The sequence below is a fragment of the Streptomyces sp. NPDC049813 genome, assembly GCF_044465085.1.
GTDB lineage: Bacteria > Actinomycetota > Actinomycetes > Streptomycetales > Streptomycetaceae > Streptomyces.
In genome coordinates this window covers 474570-499824 of sequence record NZ_JBITLI010000002.1, presented here as the reverse complement: position 1 = coordinate 499824, position 25255 = coordinate 474570, and the positions used below count along the sequence as shown (strand labels likewise).

General features: G+C 74.7%; 19 protein-coding genes. 9 read left to right on the top strand and 10 right to left on the bottom strand.

Annotation, left to right across the window (positions count from 1 at the left end; translation table 11 throughout):
* Positions 1-33: 33 nt before the first annotated feature.
* The gene (locus tag ACIBW6_RS06365; RefSeq protein WP_399057219.1) at positions 34-1227 is read left to right on the top strand and encodes an acyl-CoA dehydrogenase family protein; all 1194 of its coding nucleotides are present in this window, start codon (positions 34-36) and stop codon (positions 1225-1227) included.
* Positions 1227-1703, top strand: coding sequence for a nitroreductase family deazaflavin-dependent oxidoreductase (locus tag ACIBW6_RS06360; protein WP_399057217.1), 477 nt, complete (start codon positions 1227-1229; stop codon positions 1701-1703). Before ACIBW6_RS06365 ends, ACIBW6_RS06360 begins: the two co-directional genes overlap by 1 nt.
* Positions 1704-1811: 108 nt before the next feature.
* On the opposite strand, the gene ACIBW6_RS06355 is transcribed toward ACIBW6_RS06360, so the two are convergent.
* Entirely contained in the window at positions 1812-2447 is a 636-nt protein-coding gene (locus tag ACIBW6_RS06355) for a TetR family transcriptional regulator (RefSeq protein ID WP_399057701.1), read from the bottom strand.
* A gap of 228 nt (positions 2448-2675) precedes the next feature.
* On the opposite strand from ACIBW6_RS06355, the gene ACIBW6_RS06350 reads away from it, so the two are divergent.
* Positions 2676-3428, top strand: coding sequence for a VOC family protein (locus ACIBW6_RS06350; protein ID WP_399057215.1), 753 nt, complete (start codon positions 2676-2678; stop codon positions 3426-3428).
* A 192-nt stretch (positions 3429-3620) separates the two neighbouring features.
* Entirely contained in the window at positions 3621-5975 is a 2355-nt protein-coding gene (locus tag ACIBW6_RS06345) for a PQQ-binding-like beta-propeller repeat protein (RefSeq protein WP_399057213.1), read from the top strand.
* Positions 5976-6042: 67 nt separating this feature from the next.
* Here the strand turns inward: ACIBW6_RS06345 and ACIBW6_RS06340 are convergent, their stop codons facing one another.
* Positions 6043-7689: a hypothetical protein gene (locus tag ACIBW6_RS06340; RefSeq protein ID WP_399057211.1), complete on the bottom strand. Its 1647-nt coding sequence runs from the start codon at positions 7687-7689 to the stop codon at positions 6043-6045.
* Positions 7690-7786: 97 nt separating this feature from the next.
* Between ACIBW6_RS06340 and ACIBW6_RS06335 the strand changes: the two genes are divergently transcribed.
* Positions 7787-8395, top strand: coding sequence for a hypothetical protein (locus ACIBW6_RS06335; protein WP_399057699.1), 609 nt, complete (start codon positions 7787-7789; stop codon positions 8393-8395).
* A gap of 40 nt (positions 8396-8435) precedes the next feature.
* On the opposite strand, the gene ACIBW6_RS06330 is transcribed toward ACIBW6_RS06335, so the two are convergent.
* From ACIBW6_RS06330 to ACIBW6_RS06320, 3 genes are all read right to left on the bottom strand, one after another.
* Positions 8436-9209: an enoyl-CoA hydratase/isomerase family protein gene (locus ACIBW6_RS06330; RefSeq protein ID WP_399057209.1), complete on the bottom strand. Its 774-nt coding sequence runs from the start codon at positions 9207-9209 to the stop codon at positions 8436-8438.
* Entirely contained in the window at positions 9206-9643 is a 438-nt protein-coding gene (locus ACIBW6_RS06325) for a Zn-ribbon domain-containing OB-fold protein (RefSeq protein WP_399057697.1), read from the bottom strand. The genes ACIBW6_RS06330 and ACIBW6_RS06325 overlap by 4 nt, the downstream gene beginning before the upstream one ends.
* Before the next feature lie 259 nt (positions 9644-9902).
* Positions 9903-11078 carry a lipid-transfer protein gene (locus ACIBW6_RS06320; RefSeq protein WP_399057207.1) on the bottom strand — a complete coding sequence of 392 codons (1176 nt, stop codon included), beginning with the start codon at positions 11076-11078 and terminating at the stop codon, positions 9903-9905.
* 94 nt (positions 11079-11172) lie between these two features.
* Between ACIBW6_RS06320 and ACIBW6_RS06315 the strand changes: the two genes are divergently transcribed.
* A complete protein-coding gene (locus tag ACIBW6_RS06315; protein WP_399057205.1) occupies positions 11173-12774 on the top strand; it encodes a FadD3 family acyl-CoA ligase in 1602 nt (533 codons plus the stop codon).
* Between the two features lie 117 nt (positions 12775-12891).
* Here ACIBW6_RS06315 and ACIBW6_RS06310 read toward each other — a convergent pair whose 3' ends face one another.
* On the bottom strand, positions 12892-13569 hold the full coding sequence (locus tag ACIBW6_RS06310; protein ID WP_399057203.1) for a nucleoside/nucleotide kinase family protein: 678 nt from the start codon (positions 13567-13569) through the stop codon (positions 12892-12894).
* A 41-nt stretch (positions 13570-13610) separates the two neighbouring features.
* Complete coding sequence (locus ACIBW6_RS06305) at positions 13611-14435, bottom strand: DUF4232 domain-containing protein (RefSeq protein ID WP_399057201.1); 825 nt, start codon at positions 14433-14435, stop codon at positions 13611-13613.
* A gap of 189 nt (positions 14436-14624) precedes the next feature.
* On the opposite strand from ACIBW6_RS06305, the gene ACIBW6_RS06300 reads away from it, so the two are divergent.
* Both ACIBW6_RS06300 and ACIBW6_RS06295 read left to right on the top strand, forming a co-directional pair.
* Positions 14625-16310, top strand: a complete 1686-nt coding sequence (locus ACIBW6_RS06300) for a helix-turn-helix domain-containing protein (RefSeq protein ID WP_399057199.1) — start codon at positions 14625-14627, stop codon at positions 16308-16310.
* Between the two features lie 164 nt (positions 16311-16474).
* Positions 16475-17701 (top strand): PLP-dependent aminotransferase family protein, encoded by a 1227-nt coding sequence (locus ACIBW6_RS06295; RefSeq protein WP_399057197.1) that lies wholly within the window; start codon positions 16475-16477, stop codon positions 17699-17701.
* Here the strand turns inward: ACIBW6_RS06295 and argS are convergent.
* Both argS and ACIBW6_RS06285 read right to left on the bottom strand, forming a co-directional pair.
* On the bottom strand, positions 17698-19464 hold the full coding sequence (argS, locus tag ACIBW6_RS06290) for an arginine--tRNA ligase (protein ID WP_399057195.1): 1767 nt from the start codon (positions 19462-19464) through the stop codon (positions 17698-17700). The genes ACIBW6_RS06295 and argS overlap by 4 nt on opposite strands.
* Before the next feature lie 127 nt (positions 19465-19591).
* Positions 19592-21901 carry a hypothetical protein gene (locus tag ACIBW6_RS06285; protein WP_399057193.1) on the bottom strand — a complete coding sequence of 770 codons (2310 nt, stop codon included), beginning with the start codon at positions 21899-21901 and terminating at the stop codon, positions 19592-19594.
* A gap of 163 nt (positions 21902-22064) precedes the next feature.
* Between ACIBW6_RS06285 and lysS the strand changes: the two genes are divergently transcribed.
* Positions 22065-23813, top strand: a complete 1749-nt coding sequence (gene lysS, locus ACIBW6_RS06280; RefSeq protein ID WP_399057191.1) for a lysine--tRNA ligase — start codon at positions 22065-22067, stop codon at positions 23811-23813.
* A 124-nt stretch (positions 23814-23937) separates the two neighbouring features.
* Here lysS and ACIBW6_RS06275 read toward each other — a convergent pair whose 3' ends face one another.
* Entirely contained in the window at positions 23938-25236 is a 1299-nt protein-coding gene (locus ACIBW6_RS06275) for a DUF2637 domain-containing protein (protein WP_399057189.1), read from the bottom strand.
* Positions 25237-25255: the final 19 nt, after the last annotated feature.

The window sequence follows — 25255 nt, the reverse complement described above, 5'->3', positions numbered from 1 at the left end:
GTAACATGACGGCCCGTCAGAAAGGGGCGTCGCATGGATGCCAGGTTCACCGAGGAACAGCGGGAGATCCGCCGCACCCTGCGCGAACTCACCGCCGCACGCTGCACCCCGGACGAGGTCCGCGCCGCGGTCCGCACCCCCGGCGGCCACGACCTCGCCCTGTGGAGCACCCTCGGCGCCCAGCTCGGACTGGCCGGGCTCGCCCTGCCCGCGGACCTCGGCGGCGTCGGCGCCGGCCCGGTCGAACTGGCGCTGGCCGGCGAGGAGCTGGGCCGCGCCCTCGCGCCGACCCCGCTCCTGGCCACCAGCGCCCTCGTCGCCCCGCTGCTCCAGGCGCTCGGCACCCAGGCGCAGCGGGCGGCGCTGCTGCCGCGGATCGCCGACGGAAGCCTGACCGGGGCCCTCGCCGTCCCAGGGGAGGGGCTCGCCACCGCCCTCGGGCTCGTCGCCGACAACGCGGGCGACTGGGCGGGCGGCGGCCGCGCGGGCGGGGTGCAGGCCACCCGGCACGCGTCCGGCTGGCAGCTGTACGGGCAGGCCGCGCAGGTGCTCGACGGGCACAGCGCGGGACTGCTGCTCGTCGCCGCGCACACCGGCGGCTTCGCCCGCTCGCGCACCCTGCTCTTCCTCGTCCGCGCCGGCGCCCCGGGCCTCGCCCGCACCCGGCAGACCTCCCTCGACGAGACCCGGCCGCAGGCCCGCCTAGAACTGCGCTACGTACAAGCCGAGTTGCTCGGCGACGAGGACACCGGCGTGGCGGACGCGCTCGCCGCCACCGGCGACACCGCCGCCACCCTGCTCGCCGCCGAGGCCGTCGGCGCCGCCGACCGGGCCCTGGAGCGGACCGTCGAGCACGTGCGGCAACGCGAGCAGTTCGGCCGCCCCATCGGCTCCTTCCAGGCGGTGAAACACCGGCTGGCCGACGTGTACGTGGGGGTGCAGGCCGCCCGCTCCGCCGCGTACTACGCCGCCTGGGCCGCGAGCGTCCCGGACGGCGAACGCGTCGGCGCCCTCGCCCTCGCCCAGGCCCTGGAAGCCCTGCGCACGGCCGCCGCCGAGGCCGTCCAGTTGCACGGCGGCACCGGCATCACCTGGGAGCACGACGCCCACCTCTACCTGAAGCGGGCCACCGGCGACGAGCTGCTCTTCGGCCCCGTCCACCTGCTGCGGGCGCGCGCGGCGCAGCTGGCCGAGGTGTTCGGGCGGGCCGCGGGGGCGAGCGCCTGATGGCCGGGCCCGGCGTCCGGCTCGTCCAGCAGGTCTCCTCGACCCGCGCCTTCGCCCGGCTCGCCCCGCACGTCGTCCCGGCGCTCGACCGGGCCGTGCACCGGCTGACCCGCGGCAAGGTGCTGCTCAGCGCGCGACTGCTGCCCGGCGTCGTCCTCAGCGTCCGCGGCGCACGGACCGGCACCGTGCGGCGGACCCCGCTCGCCTGCATGCCCGAGCGGGAGCGGGGGACCTGGCTGCTGATCGGGTCGAACTTCGGCCGGCCCGGTCATCCGGCGTGGACGGCGAACCTGCTGGCCCACCCGGACGCGGAGATCAGCCGGCAGGGCGAGGACGTGCCGGTCAGGGCGCGGCTGCTGCACTCCGCCGAACGGGAGGAGGCGTGGGCGGCCGCCCTGGAGTTCTGGCCGCCGTACGCGGCGTACCAGGCACGGGTGGAGCGCGAGATCAGACTGTTCCGGCTGGAAAGACGCTGACCGGCACGGCCCGGGGCCGGGCGGCGGGGAAAGCAACGGCGGCGGCTCACGAGGACACGCGAGCCGCCGCCGCACGACAGGACCAGGACCAGAAAACGGGAGGGACCGTTACTTCGTCGGCTTCTTCCCGGTCACCCCGAGGTGCACCAACAGCGCGAGGTTCGGTTTGAGTTCGGCCTGCTTGACGCCCCACGTCTGGAAGCCGCGCTGGTGCGAGGCGACCGCGGCGAGCATCGCGACCAGCGAACCGGCCACCGCGGCCGGGCTCACGTCCTTGTCGACCCTGCCCTTGTCCTGCAACCCCTTGACCGCGTCCGCAAGGGAGTTGTTCACCGAGTTCAGGATCTTCATACGGAGCTTGTAGAACCGCTTGTCGCCCTCGGCGGCGCCCAGGTCGACCACACGCAGGATCGCGTCGTTGCGGCGCCAGAACTCCAGGAACCCGTCCACGAGTTCCTGGGCGGTGGCCCAGCCCGCCTTGCCGGCCCAGGAGCGGCCCGCCACCAGATCGGTCAACCCGGCACCCTCGGCGGCCATTTGCTCGGCGATCTCCAGGACGGCGCCCTCGACGTCCGGGAAGTACTGGTAGAAGGTCGCCGGCGACGTGCCTGCCTTGCGGGCCACATCAATGACTTTGACGTCCCGATAGGGCGAGGAGCTGAGCATCTCGCCGAGGCAGTCGAGCAGCTTCTGACGTGTCGCCTGACCACGCCGTCCGGCCACACGGCCGTCGACGGTACGCACTTGTCCTGTCATGCCGTCAGCTTACCGAGGGGTGATCGGAGCGCGATCTGACCGACTGCAAATGGGGTCAGGCCCCTGTGACGACCTGCTCAGGCCCGTCGCCCGGGGCGCGGGGGCGGCGCGGGAAGGGCCGGTCGCCGGACAAAAGAGGGGGCCGGGGGGCCACAATCCGGCCAGAGGGACGCCGGCGGAACCACCGGCCCCGCACCCCGTGGCTAGCGTTGATTCATGTACCCGGACTTCCCCGAGGGCGCGCCGTGCTGGGCCGACGTCCGGCTGCCCGACGTCGAGGCGGGCAAGCGCTTCTACGGCGACCTCTTCGGGTGGACCTTCGACGAGGGCGCGGGCGCCGAGCGCGGCTTCTACACCGGGGCCTACGACGAGGACCGGGCCGTCGCCGCCCTCGCCCCCGGGGGCCGCGGCTGGACCGTGTACTTCGCGGTCCGGGACGCCTACGCCGCGGCGGGCCGGGTCGTCTCGGCCGGCGGGCACCTCGTGTCCGGGCCGGTCTCCGACGGCGCCGTGGCCACCGTCGCGCTCGCCGCCGGACCCGACAGCGCGGTCTTCGGCCTCTGGCAGGCCGGCAGCCACCAGGGCTTCGAGCGCACCGGGGCGCCCGGAGCCCTGTGCCGCGCCGAGTTACGGACCCCGGACGCGGGCCTGAGCGACACCTTCTACCCCCGGGTCCTCGGCTACCCGGCGCCGCTCCCGGACGGCGCCACCCCGTCCGACCTGCGGGTATGGCGGCCGGGCAGCGCGGCGCAGGCCGGTCCCGGGGTCCCCGAGGTGAGCCGGCGGGCCGTCTCCGGGTGGAACGCCCGCTTCCTTCCGCACCTCGGCTCGGCCGACCTGGCCGCCACCTGCGCCGAGGCGCTCCGGCTCGGCGGGCAGGTGCGGGCGGCGCCGCACCCCACCCCGTACGGTCCCGTCGCGGTCCTCGGCGACGACCAGGGCGCCGTCTTCGCCGTGTGCGCCGCCTGAGGCCCCCGCGGCCCGGGGCCGGAGCCCGGGACACCCCGATTTGCCCCCAGGTTCGCCACCGGCGCCTCGGACAGGAAGAATCAGGGTGCGTGCCGCCGTAGCGCTGCGGTGGTGAGACGCTGACGGGGGCCGTATGTGCGAGGGGCCGGGAAACCCGGGGATTCCGGCATCGCACGGGGAGGTGGCAGGCAAGTGATGGATCAGCTGACGCAGCACGATCCGAGGAGGATCGGCCCGTTCGAGGTCCTTGGGCGGCTCGGCGCGGGCGGCATGGGTCTGGTCTATCTGGCCCGCTCGGCCTCCGGCCGGCGCGTGGCCATCAAGACGGTCCGCACCGAACTCGCCGAGGACCAGCTGTTCCGGGTGCGCTTCACCCGCGAGGTCGAGGCGGCCCGGGCGGTGTCCGGCTTCTACACGGCGGCCGTCGTCGACGCCGACCCGCGCGCGGCCGTGCCCTGGCTCGCCACCGCGTACGTGCCGGCGCCCTCCCTCGAAGAGATAGTGAACGAGTGCGGGCCGCTGCCCGCCCAGGCGGTGCGCTGGCTGGCGGCGGGCGTCGCCGAGGCCCTCCAGTCCATCCACGGCGCCGGCCTGGTCCACCGCGACCTCAAGCCGTCGAACGTGCTGGTGGTCGAGGACGGGCCGCGCGTCATCGACTTCGGCATCGCGTCCGGCGTCTCCAACACCCGCCTGACCATGACGAACGTGGCCGTGGGCACCCCCGCGTACATGTCGCCCGAGCAGGCGAAGGACTCGCGCAGCGTCACCGGCGCCTCCGACGTGTTCTCGCTCGGCTCGACCCTCGTCTTCGCCGCCACCGGGCACGCCCCCTTCCACGGCGCCAACCCCGTCGAGACGGTCTTCATGCTGCTGCGCGAAGGCCCCGACCTGGAAGGGCTCCCCGCCGAGCTGCGGCCGCTCATCGAGTCGTGCATGCAGATGGACGCGGTCCGCCGGCCCTCGCCCGCCGACCTCCAGGCCCAGCTCGCCCCGCACCTGTTCGGCCCCGGCAGCGACGACAGCGGGACGGCGTCGGCGTGGCTGCCCGAGCGGTCGGTGGCGCTGATCGAGGCGCGGCGCGGGGTCCGCACCGTCGCCAAGCCCGCCGCCCGCACCCCGGGCCACGGCGCCCGGGTGCCCGCCATGCCCGCGCAGCCGCCGGGCCCCGTCTCCGCCGACGGGCCGCGGCCGGTGGCCCTGGCCGGGGCCCGTCCCGGCACCGAGGGGCCGGTCCACCTGGCCGGGGCGCGGGTGCCGATCGGCCCGGGACCGCGGGTCGCCGACGCGCGCGCCGCCGCGGTGAAGGCGCCGCCCGCCGAGTCCGGCCTCGTCGCCTCCTGGACCCGGGCCCGCACCGCCACCGCCCCGCGCAACGGCGGCCCGGACCCCGTCGTGCCGCCGCCCGCCCCCGCCGAGGGCTCCGCCTGGCGGCCCTGGCGCTTTCGTATGTCGAACGACGTGTGGGGCACGCCCAAGGTCGCCGGCGACCTCGTCTACGTCACCTCCTTCGAGGTCCACGCGCTCGACGTGGCCACCGGCAGACGCCGCTTCAAGACGCGGGACGTCGCCTGGGCCATGGACGTCGCCGACGGCCGTATCCACGCCTCCGACGGCCCGACCCTGTGGGCGCTCGACGCCCGCGAGGGCGGCGACCTGTGGCGGCTCGGCACCGACGCCTGGGTGTACGCGCTGCGGGCCGACCGCGGCACCGTCGTCACCGCCACCCGCGGCGGCGGCGTCCAGGCCCGCGAGGCCGTCACCGGCGACGAACTGTGGGAGATCACCGGCTGCCAGACCGACTTCGAGGCGCCCGAGGCGGGGCCCGTCGTCCACGACGGCACGGTGTACGTGTGGCAGGACGCCCGGCTGCGCGCCCTGGAGGCCCGCACCGGCGAGGAGCGCTGGTCGTACCCGATCGGCGACGCGGCCTCCTGCGGCGGCGTCCCCGTCCGGCTCACCCCGGCCTCCGACGGCTACGTGTACGTCGCGGCCGGCACGCGGGTGCTCGCCCTCGACGTCGGCAACGGGCACGTCCGCTGGCACTTCGAGGCGCCCGCGGTCTTCCTCTGCCCGCCCGCCTTCGCCCCCGGCCCCGCGGTGGCCGGCGGCGGCATCTACCTCGCCGACCACCTGGGCACGGTCTACGCGCTCGACGCGACGGACGGCCGGGACCGCTGGCGCATCGCCACGGAGGCGCGGCCCGCGTCCACCGACCCGGTGCTCGTCGCCCACGGCCACGTGCACGTCGGCAGCGGCCAGGGCCTGTACACCCTGGACGCCGTGGCCGGGACGCCGAAGTGGCGCTTCCAGGCGGGCGGGGAGATCGTCGGCTCCCCGGTGGTCGCCGACGGCCGGGTGCACTTCGGCTCCACGGACCACCTGCTGTACACGCTGAAGGCCGACGACGGCCGGCTGCGCTGGAAGCTGGCGACCGGCGGGGAGATCACCGGGACGCCGGTGGTGCGGGACGGGGTGGTGTACGCGTGCAGCAAGGACCGGTGCGTGTACGCGCTGGACGCGGAGAAGGGCACCGGCACCAGCCGCTGACCCCGGCCGGGATCAGTCGCCTGTGCGGGCCCGCCGGACCCGGGACCGGCTGATCCCTGTCCGGCCGTCAGGCCGGGCCGCCGTGCCGGGTGCTGCCGGAGCCCTCCGGGACACCGGAACCGTCGCCCGGCTCATCGTCGTCGGCGCTCCCCACACTCGCGGGGCGGCCGTTCGGCCAGGTAGGGGGATGGTCGGGGGGCGGGCCGGGGTCCGGGGTCACGGGCGGGTTCGTGGCCTGGAGGTCCGGGTCCGCGGCGGGGTCGGGCTCTGCGCCTGTCGGCTGGGCCGGGCCCGGGGCCAGGTCGGGATCGATGGGCGGGGCGGTGTCCGCGGGCGTCGGCCGACTGAGGTACGTGCCCGTGGGCTGGGCCGTGTTCGGGTCCAGGGCGGGGTCCGGCGGCGGGGCGGAGCCGGTGTTGGGGCCGGGGGTGGTGCCCCAGGGCGGGGCGGTGTCTGCGGCGGGGTTCGTCTCTGTCGGCGGGGCCGGTTCCGTGCTGGGGCCGGGGTTCGTCGGCGTATCCGGATACGGGCCAGGGGCAGTGCCCGTGGGCCCGGCTGTGTCCGTGTCCGGCGCCGTGCTGGTCGGCGGGGTGGTGTCGGCGCCGGGGGTGGTGGTGTCCCAGGGTGGGGTGGTGTCTGTGGCGGGGTTCGCCCGCGTCGGCGGGGGCTGTTCCGTGCCGGGGTCGGGGGCCGTCGGCGGGGCCGGTTCCGGGCCGTCCGTCGGCTGGGCCGGTTCCGGGGCGGGGGCCGTGCCCGGGTGCTGTTCCGTTCCGGGGGCGGGGGTCGTCGGCGGGGCCGGTTCCGGGCCGTCCGTCGGCTGGGCTGATACCGGGGCAGGGGCCGTGCCCGGGTGCTGTCCCGCGGGGGTCGGGGGGTAGCCGTAGGAGGGGATCTCCTGGGTGTCGCCGGTCGTCGTGCCCCAGGTGACCGGGCGCATGGCCTGGGTGGCCTCCGCCGCGGGCGGGCGGGTGTCGTAGAGCGGGCCCGTGATCGTCGGCGGGCCGTCGTCGGGGGTGCCCGTGGCGGGCGGCGGGGCGTTCCGCAAGGTGTGCGGGGTGGTCCAGGCGACCGGCTGTCCGGTCTGGCCGGTGCTGTCCCAGGCGGGGGGCGCCTCGCGCCGGGCGTCGTCCCAGGCGCCGGGCGCCCCAGGCGGACCGGCCTGGCCGGGGCCGTCCCAGCTGCCGGGCGGGCGGGCCGGGTCGTCCCACGCCCCGGCGGCGGGCTGCGGGGTGTCGTCCCAGCCCTGGGCGTCGGCCGTGGCGGGAACCGGGTCGTCGCGGCGGTGGCGGTGCCGGCGACCCCGGCCGCTCATCACCAGCGCGCCCACGAGCAGCAGCAGCCCACCGCCCAGCGCGGCCGCGACCCCGTCGCCGAGACCGTTCCCGTCGGCGGTGAGGACCAGTCGGTCCTCGGCCTGGGCCACCCGCACCATCCACAGCACCGTGCCGGCCAGCACCACCAGGCCCGTCAGGGCGACCAGCAGCCGGGACCGCAGCACGAGCCCCAGCAGGGCGAGCAGCGCCAGGATCACGAAGGGCAGGAACAGGGAGCCGAACAGCTCGGCGCGGGCGTCCGTGACGCCGCCGCTCGAGAACAGGTCCCCGAGCCGGTAATCACGCCCGTCCCGGCCGTCGTTCCAGACGCGGAACGGGCTCCAGGCGACGGCCACCGCTCCGACGAGGGCCAGGACCGAACCGACGATGTTGCGCAGCATCAGGCCTCCTCGGTCTCCGTTCCGACGCTACGCCGGGTGGGTCGGGGGTGCCACGCGGCCATGGGCGGGACCCGTGGGGGGTAGGGTCCCGGGCGTGATGAAACGGGGATTGAAGCTGACAGCGGTGGCGGCGATGGTGGTGCTGGCCCTGACGGGGTTCTCCACCGGACGGGGGCATTCGCGCGGGCACAGCGGCAGCGGGGGCGGCGGGTGCAGCAGCTCCTCGCAGAACCACGGCGGCTCGTCGAACTCCTCGACGTCCGGCGGCGGTTACGGCTCATCGGGTTCTTCGGGTTCTTCGGGTTCGACCGGCTCGACGTACGACGACGATGACGACGACCGCTACGGCAGCGGCACCACGGGTGGCAGCAGCTACAACCGGCGGCGCGGGTACCGGTCCACGCCCACGTCGTCCGCGTCCGGCCGCGGCCGCACCGCGCAGGACGGCGTCGCGCGCCTGGTCGCCTGCGCCGACGTGAGCAGGCCCTACGCCACCGTCGAGGTACGCAACCCGAACGCCGAGCGCCTGCGGTTCGCCGCGCACATCACCTTCACCGACGCGTCCGGCGCCACCGTCAAGGACGTCTACCACGAGGTCAAGGCGGGCGCGAAGGAGAAGGTCACCGTCAAGGTGCCCGTGGGCAGCGCCGACCGGGCCGCCCGGGTGGCGCACTGCGCGGTCGACCGGGACGCCCCCGCCGTGTGAGCCCCAGGACACGGCCTGGGGCCCGTCTGTCGGATGGGCCTCAGCGCACGCGGTGGCCGCCCGGCGCCCGGGCGGCGAACAGCTCCGCCTGCTCGGCGGGCGGCGCGTTGCCGAGGGCGATCAGGTGCGGGGCCTGCGCGAAGGCGTGGGCGCGGGCGGCCTCCGTGGCCGCCCACACCGCCCGCACCGTGCCCTGCACCGCGGCCGTCGGATGCCCCGCGATCGTGCGGGCGCAGCGCAGCGCCGCCGCCAGCGCGCCACCGGGCGGGGTGACCTCGCTGACCAGGCCCGTCTCGTGGGCCCGCCGCGCCGACATCCGCTCCGCGGAGCCCAGCAGCGCGAGCCGCGCCACGTCGCCGGGCGCCATCCGCTGCGCCAGGTGGACCGACTCGTAGGCGCTGACCATGCCGTACGTGGTGTGCGGGTCGAAGAACGTGGCCGTCTCGTCCGCGATCACGAACTCCGCCTCGCCCAGCAGGTAGAAGGCGCCGCCGCAGGCCATGCCGCGCACGGCGGCGATCACCGGTTTCCACAGGTCGTTGGCCTTGGGGCCGATGCTTAGCAGCGGATCGTCCATGGAGAAGGGGGAGTCCGGCTGCGGGACGTCGGTGGCGCGGTCGATGCCCGTGCAGAACGCGCGCTCGCCCGCGCCGGTCAGCACGATCGCCCGTACGCCGTCGTCGCGGCGGAACGCCCGCCAGGTCTCCGCCAGTTCGCGGGCCGTCCGCGCGTCGACGGCGTTGTGCCGGTGCGGGCGGTCCAGGGTGACGACGGCGACCCCGGTCGCCGGGTCGGTCTCGGTGCGCAGCGTCACGGCCGCTCCAGGACCCAGCGGGGCACGGTGACGTCGCCGATCCGCGCGAAGACGGCCTGGACGCGCGCGCCGATCCGGATGCGGTGCGGGTCGACCGAGTCGAGGCGGGTGCCGGCGCCGGCGTCGGCGACCAGGTTGCCGACGAGGCGGATGCGGGGGGCTTCCGCGAGTTCGACGACGATCACGTTGTACGGGGCCTGGGCGGCGTAGGCCGGGAGCAGCGGGGGGTGGGGGACGACGTAGGACCAGATGCGGCCGCGGCCGCTCATCAGGCGCCACTCGCTGTCGAAGGAGTGGCAGTGGGGGCAGCAGGGGCGGGGTGGGAAGCGGAGTTCTTGGCAGGGGGGGTTGGTGCAGGCCTGGATGCGGAGTTCGCCTCGGGCGGCGTGGGTCCAGAAGGGGGTGCCGTCGGGGTCGGGGGTGGGGGGGAGCAGGGTGGTCGTGCCCGGGGGCTCTTCCTCGGGTGTGCCCGGGGCCGGGGCCGGGGCCGGGGCGGGGAGTGCGTCTGCCATGTTCGTGTCCTTTGCCGGGTGCCGGTTCGTCGTGGCTGGTCGCGCAGTTCCCCGCGCCCCTGGCGGGGCGCTTCCTCGGGTCGGTCGTTGGTGCGCCGTGCCCCTGGCGGGGCGCTTCCTCGGGTCGGTCGTTGGTGCGCCGTGCCCCTGGTGGGGCGCTTCCTCGGGTCGGTCGTGCAGTTCAGAGCGTTGTCAGGAGGAGGGCTGAGGTCGGGACGCCTTCGCCCGCCGTCACCAGGCAGGTGCGGGCGCCGGGGACCTGGGCGGTGCTCGTGCCGCGGAGTTGCTTCACGCCCTCGGTGATGAGGTTGAAGCCGTGGACGTACGCCTCGGAGAGGCCGCCGCCCGCGGTGTTGACCGGCAGCCGGCCGCCGATCTCCAGGGCGCCGCCCTCGGTGAACGCGCCGCCCTCGCCGCGCCCGCAGAAGCCGTAACCCTCCAGGGAGAGCGGGATGAGCGGGGTGAACGCGTCGTAGATCTGCGCGACGTCGACGTCCTCGGGGGTGAGGTCGGCGTGCTTCCACAGGTGCCGGGCGGCCGTCCAGGCGGGACCGGTCAGCGGGTCGTCGTTCCAGTAGTTGACCATGCCGTGGTGCTGGGCGGGCAGGCCCTGGGCGGCCGCGTGCACGAGGACGGGCCGGTGCCGGCAGTCGCGGGCCCGCGCGGCGGAGACGAGGACGCAGGCCAGCGCGCCGTCGGTCTCCAGGCAGTTGTCGAACAGGCAGAGCGGCTCGCTGATCCAGCGGGCCGTCATATACATGTCCCGGGTCAGGGGACGCTCGTACATCATCGCGGCCGGGTTCTGGTTGGCCCGGTTGCGGCAGGCGAGGGCGACGTTGAAGAAGTGGTCCCGGGTCGCGCCGTACTCGTGCATGTAGCGGCGGGCGAGCAGGCCGATCTCGTCGGCGGGGCGCAGCAGCCCGAACGGGCGGGTCCACTGGGCGGGGGTGGGGAGCTGGACGGCGGTGTTCTTCCACGGCCGCGGCCCGCTGCCCCGCTTGCGCGAGCGCCACGCGACGCCGACGGTGGCCTGGCCGGTGGCGATGGCGGCGGCCAGGTGGGCGAGGGTCGCGCAGGAACCGCCGCCGCCGTAGCCGACCTTGCTGAAGTGGGTGACGTCGCCCGCGCCGATGGACTTGGCGATCTCGACCTCGTCCGTCTCCTCCATCGTGTACGAAGCGAACGCGTCCACCTCGCTCGGGGCGATGCCCGCGTCGTCGAGCGCGGCGAGGATCGCCCGGCAGGCCAACGTCTTCTCGGACTCGGGGAGTCGTTTCGCGAACGCCGTCTGGCCGATGCCCACGACGGCCGTCGCGTCCTTGATGCCTGCGGTGATCCCGGTCGTCGCGTGCGCCATGGCCACCCCCACCTGGTTCCCTGTGTGCTGACAGCGCGTCAGGCTACAGCTAATCTGACGGTTAGTCAGCTACGGTGCGGCGGAAGGTCGTTCGATGCGTGCGGATGGCGAGTGGCGGACGATCCCGGAGCTGGTGCGGGACGCGGCCGGGCGGCACGGCGGCCGGGAGGCGGTCGTCGAGGGACGCACCCGGATCACCTACGCGGAGCTGGGCGAGCGCGTCGAACGGGCCGCCGCGGCCTGCCTCGCCGCCGGCACCGAACCCGGTGACCGGGTCGCCGTCTGGGCGCCGAACACCCTGGACTGGATCGTCAGCGCCCTCGGCGCCGTCACCGCGGGCGCCGTCCTCGTCCCCCTCAACACCCGCTTCAAGGGCGCCGAGGCCGCCGACGTGCTGGCCCGCTCCCGCGCCCGCCTCCTCTTCGTCACCGGTACCTTCCTCGGCACGTCGTACGTCGCCTCGCTGCGCCGCGCCCACCAGGCAGGCGCCGAACTCCCCTGCCTGGAACAGGTGGTGGTGCTGGGCGACACCGCGCCCGACGTGCCCGGCTACCGCCCCTGGAAGGAGTTCCTCGCGGCCGGGGAGAAGGTGACGGCCGAGGAGGTCCGGGCGCGCGCCGACGCCGTCACCCCCTCCTCGGCCTCGGACATCGTCTTCACCTCCGGCACCACCGGGCGGCCCAAGGGCGCGGTCGTCAGCCACGCGCAGACCCTGCGGGGCTACGAGATCTGGGCGGACCTCGCGGGGCTGCGCGAGGGCGACCGGTACCTCATCGTGAACCCCTTCTTCCACACCTTCGGCTACAAGGCGGGGATCATCGCCTGCCTGATGCGCGGTGCGACGATGGTCCCCCAGCCCATCTTCGACGTGGACACGGTCCTGGCCAACATCGCCGCCGAACGCATCTCCGTGCTGCCCGGCCCGCCCACCCTCCACCAGGCCCTGCTCGACCACCCCGGCCGCGACGCGCACGACCTCTCCGCGCTGCGCCTGGTCGTGACCGGCGCCGCCGTGGTGCCGCTGCGCCTGGTCGAGCGGCTGCGCGGGGAGCTGCACATCGACACCGTGCTCACCGCGTACGGACTGTCGGAGGCCAGCGGCATCGTCACCATGTGCCGGCGCGGCGACCCCGCGGAGCTGATCGCGGCGACCTCCGGGCGGGCGATCCCCGGCACCGAGGTGCGGGTGGCATCGGCGGGCCCCGGGGAGCCCGGCGAGGTCCTGGTCCGCGGCTTCAACGTGATGCGGGGGTACTTCGAGGACCCGGCCGCGACGGCCGAGGCGGTCAGCGAGGACGGCTGGCTGCGCACCGGCGACGTCGGCGTGCTCGACGCCGACGGCTACCTGCGGATCACCGACCGGATCAAGGACATGTTCATCGTCGGCGGCTTCAACGCCTACCCCGCCGAGATCGAGCAGCTCCTCGGCCTGCACCCGGGCGTCGCCGACGTGGCGGTCGTCGGGGTGCCGGACGGCCGGCTCGGCGAGGTCGGCAAGGCGTACGTGGTGCGGCGCCGGGGTGCGGTGCTGACCGGGGACGACCTGATCGCCTGGGCGCGGCGCGAGATGGCGAACTACAAGGTGCCGCGCGAGGTGGAGTTCGTCGGCGAACTGCCCCGCAACGCCTCCGGCAAGGTGGTGAAGGGCAGGCTGCGCACGCACCCGCACCCGCGCCCGCACACGCCGGCCGGCTGAGACCCGGGGCGCCCGCGGCAGGGGGTCCGGCTCCGGGCGGACTCAGCGAGGTGTGGGGCGGCCTCGGCGTCCCTTTCCGGGTCGGCGGGGTGCCGGGTCTCGGCGTCCGCTTCCGGGTCAGGCGTCCGGTGGGGTGTGCGTGGTGCCGGTGTCCAGGTCCACGACCAGGTCCGCCCGCTGCCGGCCGGAGGCCACCCGGCGGGCGTTCGCCTCGTCGGAGCGCCGCACCCAGGCGCGGGCGGCCGCCGGGGACTTGCCGAACGCGACGTGCCGGGCGGTCAGCCGCTCCACCCGCAGCCGGTCGTCCACGGCCACCCACCACACCGCGTCGAGGAGCGGTCGCACCGCCGTGGACCAGGGCTCCTCGTCCAGGAGCAGATAGTTGCCCTCGGTGACGACGAGCGGGACGTCCGGCGGGACCGGCAGCGACCCGGCGACCGGCTGCTCCAACTCCCGTTCGAACGCCGGGGCGTAGACCGTCTCACCCGGGTGGCGCGGTGCGCGCAGCCGGGCCAGCAGCGCCGCGTACCCGTACGCGTCGAACGTGTCCGGCGCGCCCTTGCGGTCGGCCCGGCCCAGCCGGGCCAGTTCGGCGTCGGCGAGGTGGAAGCCGTCCATCGGGACGAGGGCGGCCAGCCCGTCGAGGGCGGCCACGAGCCGCCGCGCGAGCGTGGACTTGCCCGCGCCCGGCGGGCCCGCGACGCCGAGGACGCGGCGCGGGCCGCCGGGGGTCGCCAGGGACCGCGCACGGGCGGCCAGTTCATCGACGTACGGCAGAGACTCGGACTCGGACATGGCCCGAGCCTGCCAGACGCCGGGGGCGGCGGGCACCGACGTCACCAGCTCAGGACGGAGTCCATCGACTGCTGCCAGTAGGTGACCTCCAGGGTGTCGTCGACGTAGACGCCCTTGGGGGGCAGCGCCGGGCGGGCGCCGGAGCCGACGCTCTCGTTGCCCGAGCGGCCGTGGAAGTAGACCGCGAGGGACGTGACGGTGCGGCCGTTCGCCCCGCTGCCGTCGTCGCCCCCGGACAGCCGCACCGCGGCGTAACCGGACTGGCCGGGTTCGAGCGTGACGACCGCCTGCGGCTGGGTGCTCTCGTCCACCGGCGGCACGGACTGGGCCTCGCCGAAGCGGACGGCCGGGTAGCTGTAGAGGAAGCAGGGGTTGCTGCCGGTGTTGGTGACCGTGAGCAGCATGTGGTTGATGGGGCGGGTCAGGGGGGCCGCGACCGTCTTGGTGTTGGAGCCCTCGCAGGTGACGAACTTCCGGCCGGCGTCCGGGGCCTTGCCGGCCGCCGGGGCCTTCGCCGCCGGGGCCGTGGCGGCGGGGGCGGCGGCGCCCGGCTTCGCGTCGCTGGAACCCTGCGCCTGCTGCGCGCCCTGCGCACCCTGCGCGCCCTGCGCGCCCTGCGCGCCCTGCGCACCCTGGGTGTCCTGCGCACCCTGGGTGTCCTTGGCGTCCTTCGCGCCGGCGGAGGCAGAGGCGGCGGCGGTGGGCGCCGTGGTGGAGCCCGCTGCGGCGGCCGGACCCGCCGAGCCCGACGCGCCCTCGTCCTTGACGCCCGATCCGTCGTTGCACGCGGTCAGCGAGAGCGCGGCGATCACGACGGAGGCGGCGGCGGTGACGAGACGGGCGCGGGAGGTGCGGTTGCTGTTCATGTGGTGGAGCCCCTTCGGTGTTTCGGTGGGTGTGGTGCTTGGATGACCGGAGCTTGCGGCGCGATCTGTCCCAGCCGCCACAGGCGGCGGGCAGTTGGGGACGCCGGAACGGTGAAACGGGCTCTGACCAGGGGTTTCCTATCTGCCCTGGAACGGTCGAACGGGATGCGGGGAAGGGATGAGGGGGAGATGGCGGACGACTTCGCGGAGCAGTTGCGCGCGCTGAAGGACCGCTCGGGGCTGAGTTACGGGACGCTGGCGAAGCGGCTGCACACGAGCACGTCGACGCTGCACCGGTACTGCAACGGCACGGCGGTGCCGAACGAGTACGCACCGGTCGAGCGGTTCGCCCGGGCCTGCAAGGCCACCCCCGAGGAACTCGTCGCCCTGCACCGCCACTGGATCCTGGCGGACGCGGGGCGGGGAGCGAGTCCCGCAGCGGCTGCGCGTGGGGGCACGCCGGCCGGCGGGAAGGCAGGCGCCGCGGCGGACCCGGAAGCGGTCCCGGGAGCGGTCCCGGGAGCGGACCGGGAAGCGGTCCCGGGAGCCGGGACGCAAGCCCCCGCGACGACAACCGCGCCGGCAGGCGCCGCGACGACAACAGCGTCGGCAGGCGCCGCGGCGGCGGACCCGGCGGCAGGCCCCGCGGCAGCGGCGCGCGAGGGCGCGTCGGCCGGCGGGAAGGACGCTGCCGCAGCGGAGGCCGCGGCTGCGGGGACGGACCGGGAAGCGGGCACGCAGGCGCAGCCCGCGGCGGACGCGTCGGCGGGAGCCCCGGCGGAGGCCGCCGCGGCGGGCCCGGCCGGCGGACCCGCGACGGCCCCGCAGGCGGACGGTCCTGCCGGTGGGCAGGCACCCGCCGAAGGCGACGTTCCCGGCGCCGTCCCGCCCGTGGGTGGTGCCGACCCGGGTGAGCCCGTCGTCACCGACGGCCGTCGCACCGGGGCCGCACCCGCCTCGCGCACCCGGCGCCGCCGCACCCTCGCCGTCGCCGTCGTCACCGCGGCCGCGGTCGTCGCGGCCGTCGTGCTCGCCGTCGACCTCTCCGGCTCCGGCGACCGGGACCCCGGCGACCGGGCAGGCCGGCAGCCCGCCGGGGCGACGGCGACCACCGACGGCCCGGCGCCACCCCCGGCCTCCGCCTCCGCCTCCGCGTCCCCCAGCGGCAAGCCGAGCCACCGGCCGTCCGCGAGCGCCTCGGTCCCGCCCTCCGCGCGGGCGAGCCGGACGGGCGGCACGGGCGGCGGCGCCGGCGGGAGCGGCGGCGGCACCCTGCTGAACGTCGCCACCCGGCCCTACGTCTACGACAGCCCGTGCAGCCAGCACTTCCTCGTGGACAGCCGGCCCGAACAGGTCGGCCCGCCCGCCCCGACCGAGCAGGACGCCCCGCGCTGGGCCGCCGCGTACGGGGCCGTCTCCGCCGACGAGCAGGAGGTCGCGCTCACCCTCCAGGGCACCGGCAGCGACACCGTCGTCCTGGAGAAGATGCACGTCCGCGTCCTCGGCAAGGCCGCGCCGCTCGCCTGGAACGACTACTCGATGGGCGTCGGCTGCGGCGGCAACGTGTTCACCAAGTCCTTCGACGTGGACCTGGACAGCGGCAGCCCCACCGTCACCGCCAAGAACGGCCAGCGCGACTTCCCGTACAAGGTCAGCGAGTCCGACCCCGAGGTCTTCTACGTCACCGCCCACACCAAGGCCCATGACGTCCGCTGGGACCTGACCATCGAGTGGTCCAGCGGCGCGCGCCGCGGCACGGCCCACATCGACAACAACGGCGTCCCGTTCCGGACGAGCGCCGCGACGGGACGGCCCGGCTACGACTACCCGCTGGGCGGCAGCGAGTGGATCGCGCGGGAGGAACAGACGCCGTGACGGGCGGCGCCCACCGGGCCCCGCCCGCCGCCCACCGGGCCCCGCCCGCCGCCCGCCCGGCCCGTCCCGCCTCGCCCGCGTCCGGATCGCGGAAATGCATGTGCTGCCCACGGTCTTCTCCGTAGGGTCCCCGGGGAGACCGCCGCCGTAAGGAGCCGCCCGCCATGACCGCCGCAGATCCCGGAACCGCGACGCCCCGACGCACCGCGCCCACCCCGCCGTTGGCCGCCCGCACCACGGCCACCGGCGGTTCGCCGATCCGCGACATCCTCGCCGTCACGGCCCGCCCGGAAGTCATCAACTTCGCCGGCGGCCTGCCCGCCCCGGAGCTCTTCGACACCGACGGCATAGCGGCGGCCTTCGCCCACGTCCTGGCGCACGAACCGCAGCGCGCGCTCCAGTACTCCACCACCGAGGGCGAACCCGCCCTGCGCGCCGCCCTCGCCGCACGCACCACCGCGCGCGGCCTGCCCACCGACGCCGACGACCTGCTCGTCACCACCGGATCGCAGCAGGCCCTCTCCCTCCTGGCGACGGCGCTGCTGGAACCCGGCGACACCGTCCTCGTCGAAAGCCCCTGCTATCTGGCGGCACTTCAGGCCTTCGGTCTCGCCGGGGCCCGCGTCGTCGGCGTGCCCTGCGACGACGACGGCATCGACCCGGACGCCCTCGACGCGCTCGTCGCCGAGCACCGCCCCAAGTTCCTCTACACGGTCCCGACGTTCCAGAACCCCACCGGCCGCACCCTGTCCGCCGGCCGCCGCGCCGCCGTCGCCGCGGTCGCGGCCCGGCGCGGCCTGTGGATCGTCGAGGACGACCCGTACGGCGAGCTGCGCTTCGCGGGCGAACGCGTCGGCTGGATCGCCGCCGACGCCGCCGCCCGGGACCGCACGGTCCTGCTCGGCTCGTTCTCCAAGGTGATGGCGCCGGGCCTGCGCCTGGGCTGGCTGCGGGCGCCCCAGCAGCTCCGCCGCGCCTGCGCCGTCGCCAAACAGGCCGCCGACCTGCACACCCCGACCGTCACCCAGCTGGCCGCCGCCCGCTACCTCGCCACCCGCGACCTGGACGCGCACGTCGCACAGGTGGCGGGGGAGTACGGCAGGCGCCGCGACGCGATGCTCGCGGGGCTGCCCGACTGCCTCCCGGCGGGCTCCACCTGGACCCGCCCCGAAGGCGGCATGTTCCTGTGGGCCCGGCTCCCCGAAGGCCCCGCACACGACACGACCGCCCTGCTCAGCAAGGCGGTCGCGCACGAGGTCGCGTACGTCCCGGGCGGCCCGTTCTACGCCACCGCCCCCGACCCCGCGACCCTCCGCCTCTGCTTCGTGACGCAGACCCCGGAAGAGATCACCGAGGGCCTGACCCGCCTCGGCCGGGCCCTGAACGGCTAGAGCTTCTCGGGGGTCCGGATGCCCAGCAGGGTCATGCCCTGGTGGAGCGTGCGGGCCGTCAGGTCGCAGAGGAACAGCCGGTTCTCCCGCTGCTCCGCCGTGTCCGCCTTCAGCACCGGGCACTGGTCGTAGAACGTCGTGTACAGCGACGCCAGCTGGTACAGGTACGCCGTCAGCTTGTGCGGCGCGTACTCGGCCGTCGCCTCCGCCAGCAGGTCGCCGAACGCGTCCAGGTGCAGGCCGAGCGCCCGCTCCGCCGGGGCCAGGGCGATCTCGGGGTGCGCGGCCGGGCGCGCGCCCTCCGCCTTGCGCAGGATCGACCGGATCCGGGCGTACGCGTACTGCAGGTAGACGCTCGTGTCGCCGTTCAGCGAGACCATCTGGTCCAGGTCGAACTTGTAGTCCCGGTTCGCCGACGTCGACAGGTCCGCGTACTTCACGGCGCCGATCCCGACGTACCGGCCGTTCTCGACGATCTCCTCCTCGGTCAGGCCGACCTTCTCCGCCTTCTCGCGCACCACCGCGGTGGCCCGCTCGACCGCCTCGTCCAGGAGGTCCTCCAGGCGGACCGTCTCGCCCGCCCGCGTCTTGAACGGCTTGCCGTCCGCGCCGAGGACCGTGCCGTAGCCCATGTTGTGCGCGGTGACCCCGTCACCGAGCCACCCCATCCGGCGGGCCGCCTCGAAGACCATCTTGAAGTGCAGCGACTGCCGCACGTCCACCACGTACAGCAGCGTCGTCGCGTCCAGGTCCTGCACGCGGTTGCGGATCGCGGAGAGGTCGGAGGCCGCGTAGCCGAAGCCGCCGTCCTTCTTCTGCACGATCAGCGGCACCGGCTCGCCGTCCTTGCCGCGGATCTCGTCGAAGAAGACGACGAGCGCGCCGTCCGAGCGCACCGCGACACCCGACTCCTCCAGGAGCCGCGCCGTCTCCGGCATCATGTCGTTGTACGCCGACTCGCCGACGATCTCCTCGTCGCGGATCTCCATGTCGAGCTTCTCGAAGACCGAGTAGAAGTAGACCTTCGACTCGTCGACGAACCGCTGCCACAGGTCGAGCGTCTCCTTGTCGCCGGACTGGAGCGCCACCACCCGCTTGCGGGCCCGCTCCTTGAACTCCTCGTCCGCGTCGAAGACGGCCCGGGAGGCCTTGTAGATCCGGTTCAGGTTCGACATGGCCTGCTCGCCGTCGACCTCGTCGGCCGGGGCCAGCTCGCCCGGGTTCTCGATCAGGTACTGGATGAGCATGCCGAACTGGGTGCCCCAGTCCCCGATGTGGTGGCGGCCGACCGTCGTCTCACCGGTGAAGTCGAGCATGCCGCGCAGCGCGTCGCCGATGACGGCCGAGCGCAGGTGGCCGACGTGCATCTCCTTCGCCACGTTCGGCTGCGCGTAGTCGATGACCGTGACGCCCGGGTGCTCCTTGAGCGGCACGCCGAGCCGGTCGCCGTCGGCGGCGCGCGCCGCGAGCGTCTCGGTGATCGCCCGGTCGGTGACCGTGACGTTCAGGAAGCCGGGCCCGGAGACCTCGACCTCCTTCAGCAGGTCACCGTTGACGATCTCCGCCACGACCTGGGCGGCCAGCTCCCGCGGGTTCGCCTTGGCCTTCTTGGCGAGGGCCAGGATCCCGTTCGCCTGGTAGTCCGCCCGGTCGCTCCGTCGCAGCAGGGGGTCCGCGCCCGCGCCGGCCTCGGGGAGGGCGGCGCCGAGGGCGTCGGCGAGACGCTGGTGGACGCAGGACGTGAGGGACGTGACCGAGGCCATGGAGTAGATGCCGTTCCGCTCGAAGGTGCCAGAGACAGGAGTCAGGAGTACCGAAAACGCCTCCAGTCTCCCACGGGGGCGAACGGGCGGTCGCCTGGATTCCCGCCCGCCCCCGCGGTCCGGCACGTCAGGACGTGGGCGCCAGCGCCACCGCCGTGAGGGCCGGGGCCGACTCGGTGCCGTCCGCGAACACCGCGCTCACGCGGTAGTACACGGCGGTGCCGGCCGGGGCCTCCTCGTCGCGGAAGTGCCGGAACTCCCCGGAGTACGGGTTCTCCATGGCACCCTCGGCGATGCGCGCGTACGCGCCCGCCGCCCGGTCCCAGCGGTAGACCCGGTAGCCAGTGGCGCCGTCGAGCGCGTCCCAGTTCAGGACCGCGTCACCGGCGTTCTCCACCGCCTCCAGGCGGGCCACCGGGGAGCCCGGCGCGGTCGCCTCGGCGGGCCGGGTGTCCTGCTCGGCCGCGTAGACCGTGACCGGCTCGCTGTAGTTGTTCGCGCCGTCCACGGCGTACAGCTCCCAGCAGCGCTCCTCCCCGTCCGGCAGACCCTCGGTGTCCCGGGCGGACGTGGCGTCGCCGCCGAGGACCTCCGTGTTCCCGCCCGCGCAGGTCCGCACGGAGTCGACCGTCCGCGCGCGGCCGGCGCGCAGCCAGTAGGAGTGCAGGTCGGCTGCGGCGGAGGCGTCCCAGCGCAGCGTCGTGCCCCACGGCTCGGGGGTCGCGGCCAGGCCGGCGGGGGCCGGCGGCGCGACCTTGTCCTCGTACGGCACTGCCTTGAACTGGCTGGACGTCACACCGTTGCCCGCGACGGCGAGAACCGTGATGTAGCGGTCCGTCGAACCGCCGAAGTCGGTGAGCGCGCAGGTGTACTCGACGTACAGGGACGTCCGGAAGACCTCCTGCGGCGCACAGGCGCGCAGTGTGGTGCGGACCGTGGACGCGCTGGAGCCCGAGTAGACCTTGAAGCCGCCGCTGTGGTCGTTGTCCGTCACCACCCTGATGTGCAGCTCCGGGCGGCCCTGCGCGTCGGGGCGCAGGCCCACGGGCATCGCGGGCGCCACCTGTCGCTGCGCGGTGACGGTCGCCGCCTTCGAGCGGTTCCCCGCCGCGTCGAGCGCGTACACCGTGTACGTGCGCCGCACACCCGGCTTCGCCGTGGTGTCCCGGTACTCGGCGGCCGGGACGGCGGCGAGCAGCGCCGGAGCCGCGTCGCCGTCCGCGCCGTACACCTCCCAGCGCACCGCGCCGTCGGACGACGCGCTCCACGTCAGCACGGTCTTGGCGGTGTCCGGCGTGGCCGTGAGGCCCGCCACCGCGCCCGGCGCCGTCGTGTCCGGCGTGCTCGCCTTCACGGGCGTGGTGCGCGCCGAGGTGTTGCCCCCGGCGTCGGCCGCCGACGCCGCGTAGTAGAACGTCCTGCCCTCGCCGGGGGCCTCGTCGTACAGGTACTGCTCACCCGGTGTCCTGCGCAGGTCCATGGTGGCGACCGCGGTGAACGGGCCCGCCGCGGCCGTGGCCCGCCACAGCGTGAAGACCGGCCCCTGGGACGGCTGCACCTGGCCCAGCCACACGTTGACGCGCGGCCCGTCGACGCCCGCCGAGACCGTGACGTCCGAGGTGCGCACGGCCGGGACGGGCGGGGCCGTCTTGTCCGGCGGGGTGACGTACGGGCCGCAGGCGGTCTTGCCGTAATTCGTCCACTTGTCGACGGCCTGGACGCAGAACCGGTACTTCTGGCCGTCCTTCGGCAGCGCGTACGACGTGCTGGTGCCGGTGGCGTCCCACCGCTTCACACCGGTCGTGGAGGTCTCCAGGAGGACCCGGTAGCGCGCGATGTCCAGCTCGCGGTTCTTCGTCCAGCGGGCGGTCGCCCTGCCGGTCGACGTGGAGTACGAGGTGGTGACGCCGGTCGGGGCGAGTGGCGCCTTGCTGTCCGACGAGGCCGGCCACGTGAACTTCACCCGGGACAGACCCGTCCAGTTCGTGTGGTCGACGCGGACGGTGTGCTTGCCCGAGCCGACGCAGAACGTGCCGGGGACGCTGTTGCCGCCGTCCCCGGTGTTCGTCCACTTGTTCACCTCGCGGACGCTGTCCACGTAGAGGCGCAGACCGTCCGTACCGGCGAGCCGGTAGGTGAAGCAACCGCCCGAACCGAAGTCACGGGTGAGCGAGTAGCGCACCGAGAAGTTGTTCGCGGCCATCCCGGAGAGCGGGGCGCCGGTCCACTTCTGGTCGATGGTCGTGTCGCAATCCGTCTTCCTCGGCGTCCCCGAGAAGGTGGTGTTGCTGTAGAACGTCCGCTTGAAAGTGGTGTCGCCGCAGGTCACGGCGGCTTCGGCGGAGGGCGCCGCGAGGACGAGGCAAGCCGACGGCAGGGCTATGGAGAGCCCGGCGGCCCCTACGCGCAACCCCGCGCGGAATCTGTCTGTGATCACGCAGAGAGGACACGCGTGCGGCCCCTGGGGTTGTACGGCGCCTTATCCGTTTTCCGGCACGAAGCGGCGCGGGTGACAATGGACGGCGGGCCTCCACGACGGAGGACGTACCTCGTGCGCCTCGTGCGCGAGAACCAGGATGAGACGGAACAGAGAGAAGGACGTGCCGACCGTGGCTGACAGCAGCGCTCCGAACGCCCAGCAGGACTGGGTGTCGCGCTATGCGGACGAAGTGATCGCCGAGTCCGAGCGCCGCGCCCCGGGCAAACCGGTCGTCGTCGCCTCCGGTCTCTCCCCGTCCGGCCCGATCCACCTGGGCAACCTGCGCGAGGTCATGACCCCGCACCTGGTCGCCGACGAGATCCGCCGCCGCGGTCACCAGGTCCGGCACCTGATCTCCTGGGACGACTACGACCGCTACCGCAAGGTGCCGAACGGCGTGCCCGGCATCGACGCCTCCTGGGCCGAGCACATCGGCAAGCCGCTCACCTCGGTGCCGGCCCCGGCCGGATCGGCGTACCCGAACTGGGCGGAGCACTTCAAGGCCGCCATGGTCGAGGCGCTCGACGCGCTCGGCGTGGAGTTCGACGGCATCAGCCAGACCGCGCAGTACACCTCGGGCGTCTACCGCGAGCAGATCCTGCACGCGATGAAGCACCGCGGCGACATCGACGCGATCCTCGACCAGTACCGCACCAAGAAGGCCCCGGCCAAGCAGCAGCAGAAGCCGAAGGACGAGGCCGAGGTGGAGGCCGCGGAGGGCTCCGGCGCCGCGGCCGAGGACGACGGCAGCGGCGGCGCGGGCGGCTACTACCCGTACAAGCCGTTCTGCGGTGCGTGCGGCAAGGACCTCACCACCGTCACCGCGTACGACGACGAGACGACCGAGCTGTCCTACACCTGCACCCTCGACGGCCACACCGAGACCGTCCGGCTCAGCGAGTTCGACCGCGGCAAGCTGGTGTGGAAGGTCGACTGGCCGATGCGCTGGGCCTACGAGGGCGTGATCTTCGAGCCGTCCGGCGTCGACCACTCGTCGCCCGGCTCGTCGTTCCAGGTCGGCGGCGAGATCGTCACCCTCTTCGGCGGCGAGCGCCCCATCGGCCCGATGTACGCGTTCGTCGGCATCTCCGGCATGGCGAAGATGTCGTCGTCGAAGGGCGGCGTGCCGACCCCGGGCGACGCGCTCGAGATCATGGAGCCGCAGATCCTGCGCTGGCTCTACGCCCGCCGCCGCCCCAACCAGTCCTTCAAGATCGCCTTCGACCAGGAGATCCAGCGGCTCTACGACGAGTGGGACAAGCTCGCCGGGAAGGTGGCCGACGGCAGCGTCCTGCCCGCCGACGCGGCCGCGTACAGCCGCGCCGTCGGCACCGCCGCCGGTGAACTGCCGCGCACCGCCCGCCCGCTGCCCTACCGCACGCTGGCGTCCGTCGCCGACGTGACGGCCGGGGACACGGCGCAGACCCTGCGCATCCTCGCCGAGCTCGACCCGGAGAACCCGGTCACGGAGCTGTCCGTCGTCCGCCCCCGGCTCGACAAGGCCGAGGCCTGGATCTCCAAGTACGTGCCCGCCGAGTCGCGCACCATCGTCCGCGCCGAGCCGGACACCGAGGCGCTCGCCGCGCTCGACGAGGAGAGCCGCACGTCCATCGCCCTGCTCCTGGAGGGCCTTGACTCGCACTGGTCGCTCGACGGCCTGACCCACCTCGTCTACGGCGTCCCGAAGGTGCAGGCCGGCTTCCCCGCCGACGCCACCGCCAAGGAGCTCCCGGCCGAGATCAAGGTGGCCCAGCGCACGTTCTTCGCGCTGCTCTACCACCTGCTCGTGGGCCGCGACACCGGCCCGCGCCTGCCCACGCTGCTGCTGGCCGTCGGCGCGGACCGGGTCCGCAAGCTGCTCGCCGCGTAAGCGGCGCACACGTAAGGGGCGGCACCGGATCTCTCCGGTGCCGCCCCTTCCCGTACGGCCGTGCCCGTACAGCCGTGCCCGTACGGCCGTGCCCGTACAGCCGTGCCCGTGCCCGTGGCGGGGCTCAGGCGATGTGGTCCTCCATCAGCTCCGCGTTGTACCGCGCCTCGAACAGGTCCGCGTACCGGTTCACGTCCCGCGGCTGGAGCCGGATGCCGAACGAGTCCTCCACGTCCGCGGCGAACCGCCCCGGCGACGGCACGCCCTCACCCTGTATGGCCTGCCGGTAGACCCGGTACAGGTCCTCCTCGGACGGCGCCGCGCCCGCCGCCTCCTGCACCCCGTCGCCCAGCGGCCGCGTGCCGCCGGCCCCGGTCGGCACCGGGAACGCGGGGTCCGCGTACTGCGGCTCGGGACCCGCCGCCGGCTCCGGCGCCACCGACCCGGCCCCGGCCTGCCGCGGCCGGGGCACCGGCACCGGGATCTGCTGCGGCTGGTCCTCGTACCAGTCCTGGTGCTCCTGCTCCGGCACGTACGTCGGGTCGTACCCGCCCTGGTACGGCTGGGCCTGCGGCGGCGGCGACGCGAACCACTGGCTCGGCGCCTCCGCGACCGCCTCCGTGACCACCTCCGCGCCCGCCTCCGCCTCCGGGCCGGCCACGGCCGCGGGCGGCGCCGCCGGCGCCTGCTCCAGCTCGGCCGCCGCCACCGGCTGCGGCGGCAGCAGCTGCGGCTCGATCCCGGCCGCGGCGAGCCCGGCCGGCGCCGTCTCGGCCAGCGGCACCCCGTAGCGAGCGAGCCGCAGCGGCATCAGCGACTCCACCGGGGCCTTGCGCCGCCAGGCCCGCCCGAACCGGGAGCGCAGCCGCGCCTGGTACACGAGGCGCTCCTGCTCCAGCTTGATCACCGCGTCGTAGGAACGCAGCTCCCACAGCTTCATCCGCCGCCACAGCAGGAACGTGGGCAGCGGGGAGAGCAGCCAGCGCGTGAGGCGCACGCCCTCCATGTGCTTGTCGGCGGTGATGTCCGCGATGCGGCCGGTCGCGTGCCGGGCCGCCTCGACCGCGACCACGAACAGGATCGGGATGACGGCGTGCATGCCGGTGCCCAGCGGGTCCGGCCAGGCCGCCGCGCCGTTGAACGCGATCGTCGCCGCGGTGAGCAGCCACGCGGTCTGCCGCAGCAGCGGGAACGGGATGCGGATCCACGTCAGCAGCAGGTCGAGCGCGAGCAGCACGCAGATGCCCGCGTCGATGCCGATCGGGAAGACGTAGGCGAAGTTCCCGAAGCCCTTCTCCAGGGCGAGCTCGCGCACGGCCGCGTACGAACCGGCGAAGCCGATCCCCGCGATGACGACCGCACCGGCCACCACCAGGCCGATGAGCATCCGGTGCGTCCGAGTCAGCTTCAGTGGCGCGGCCACTCCAGTTCCCCTCCCAGTT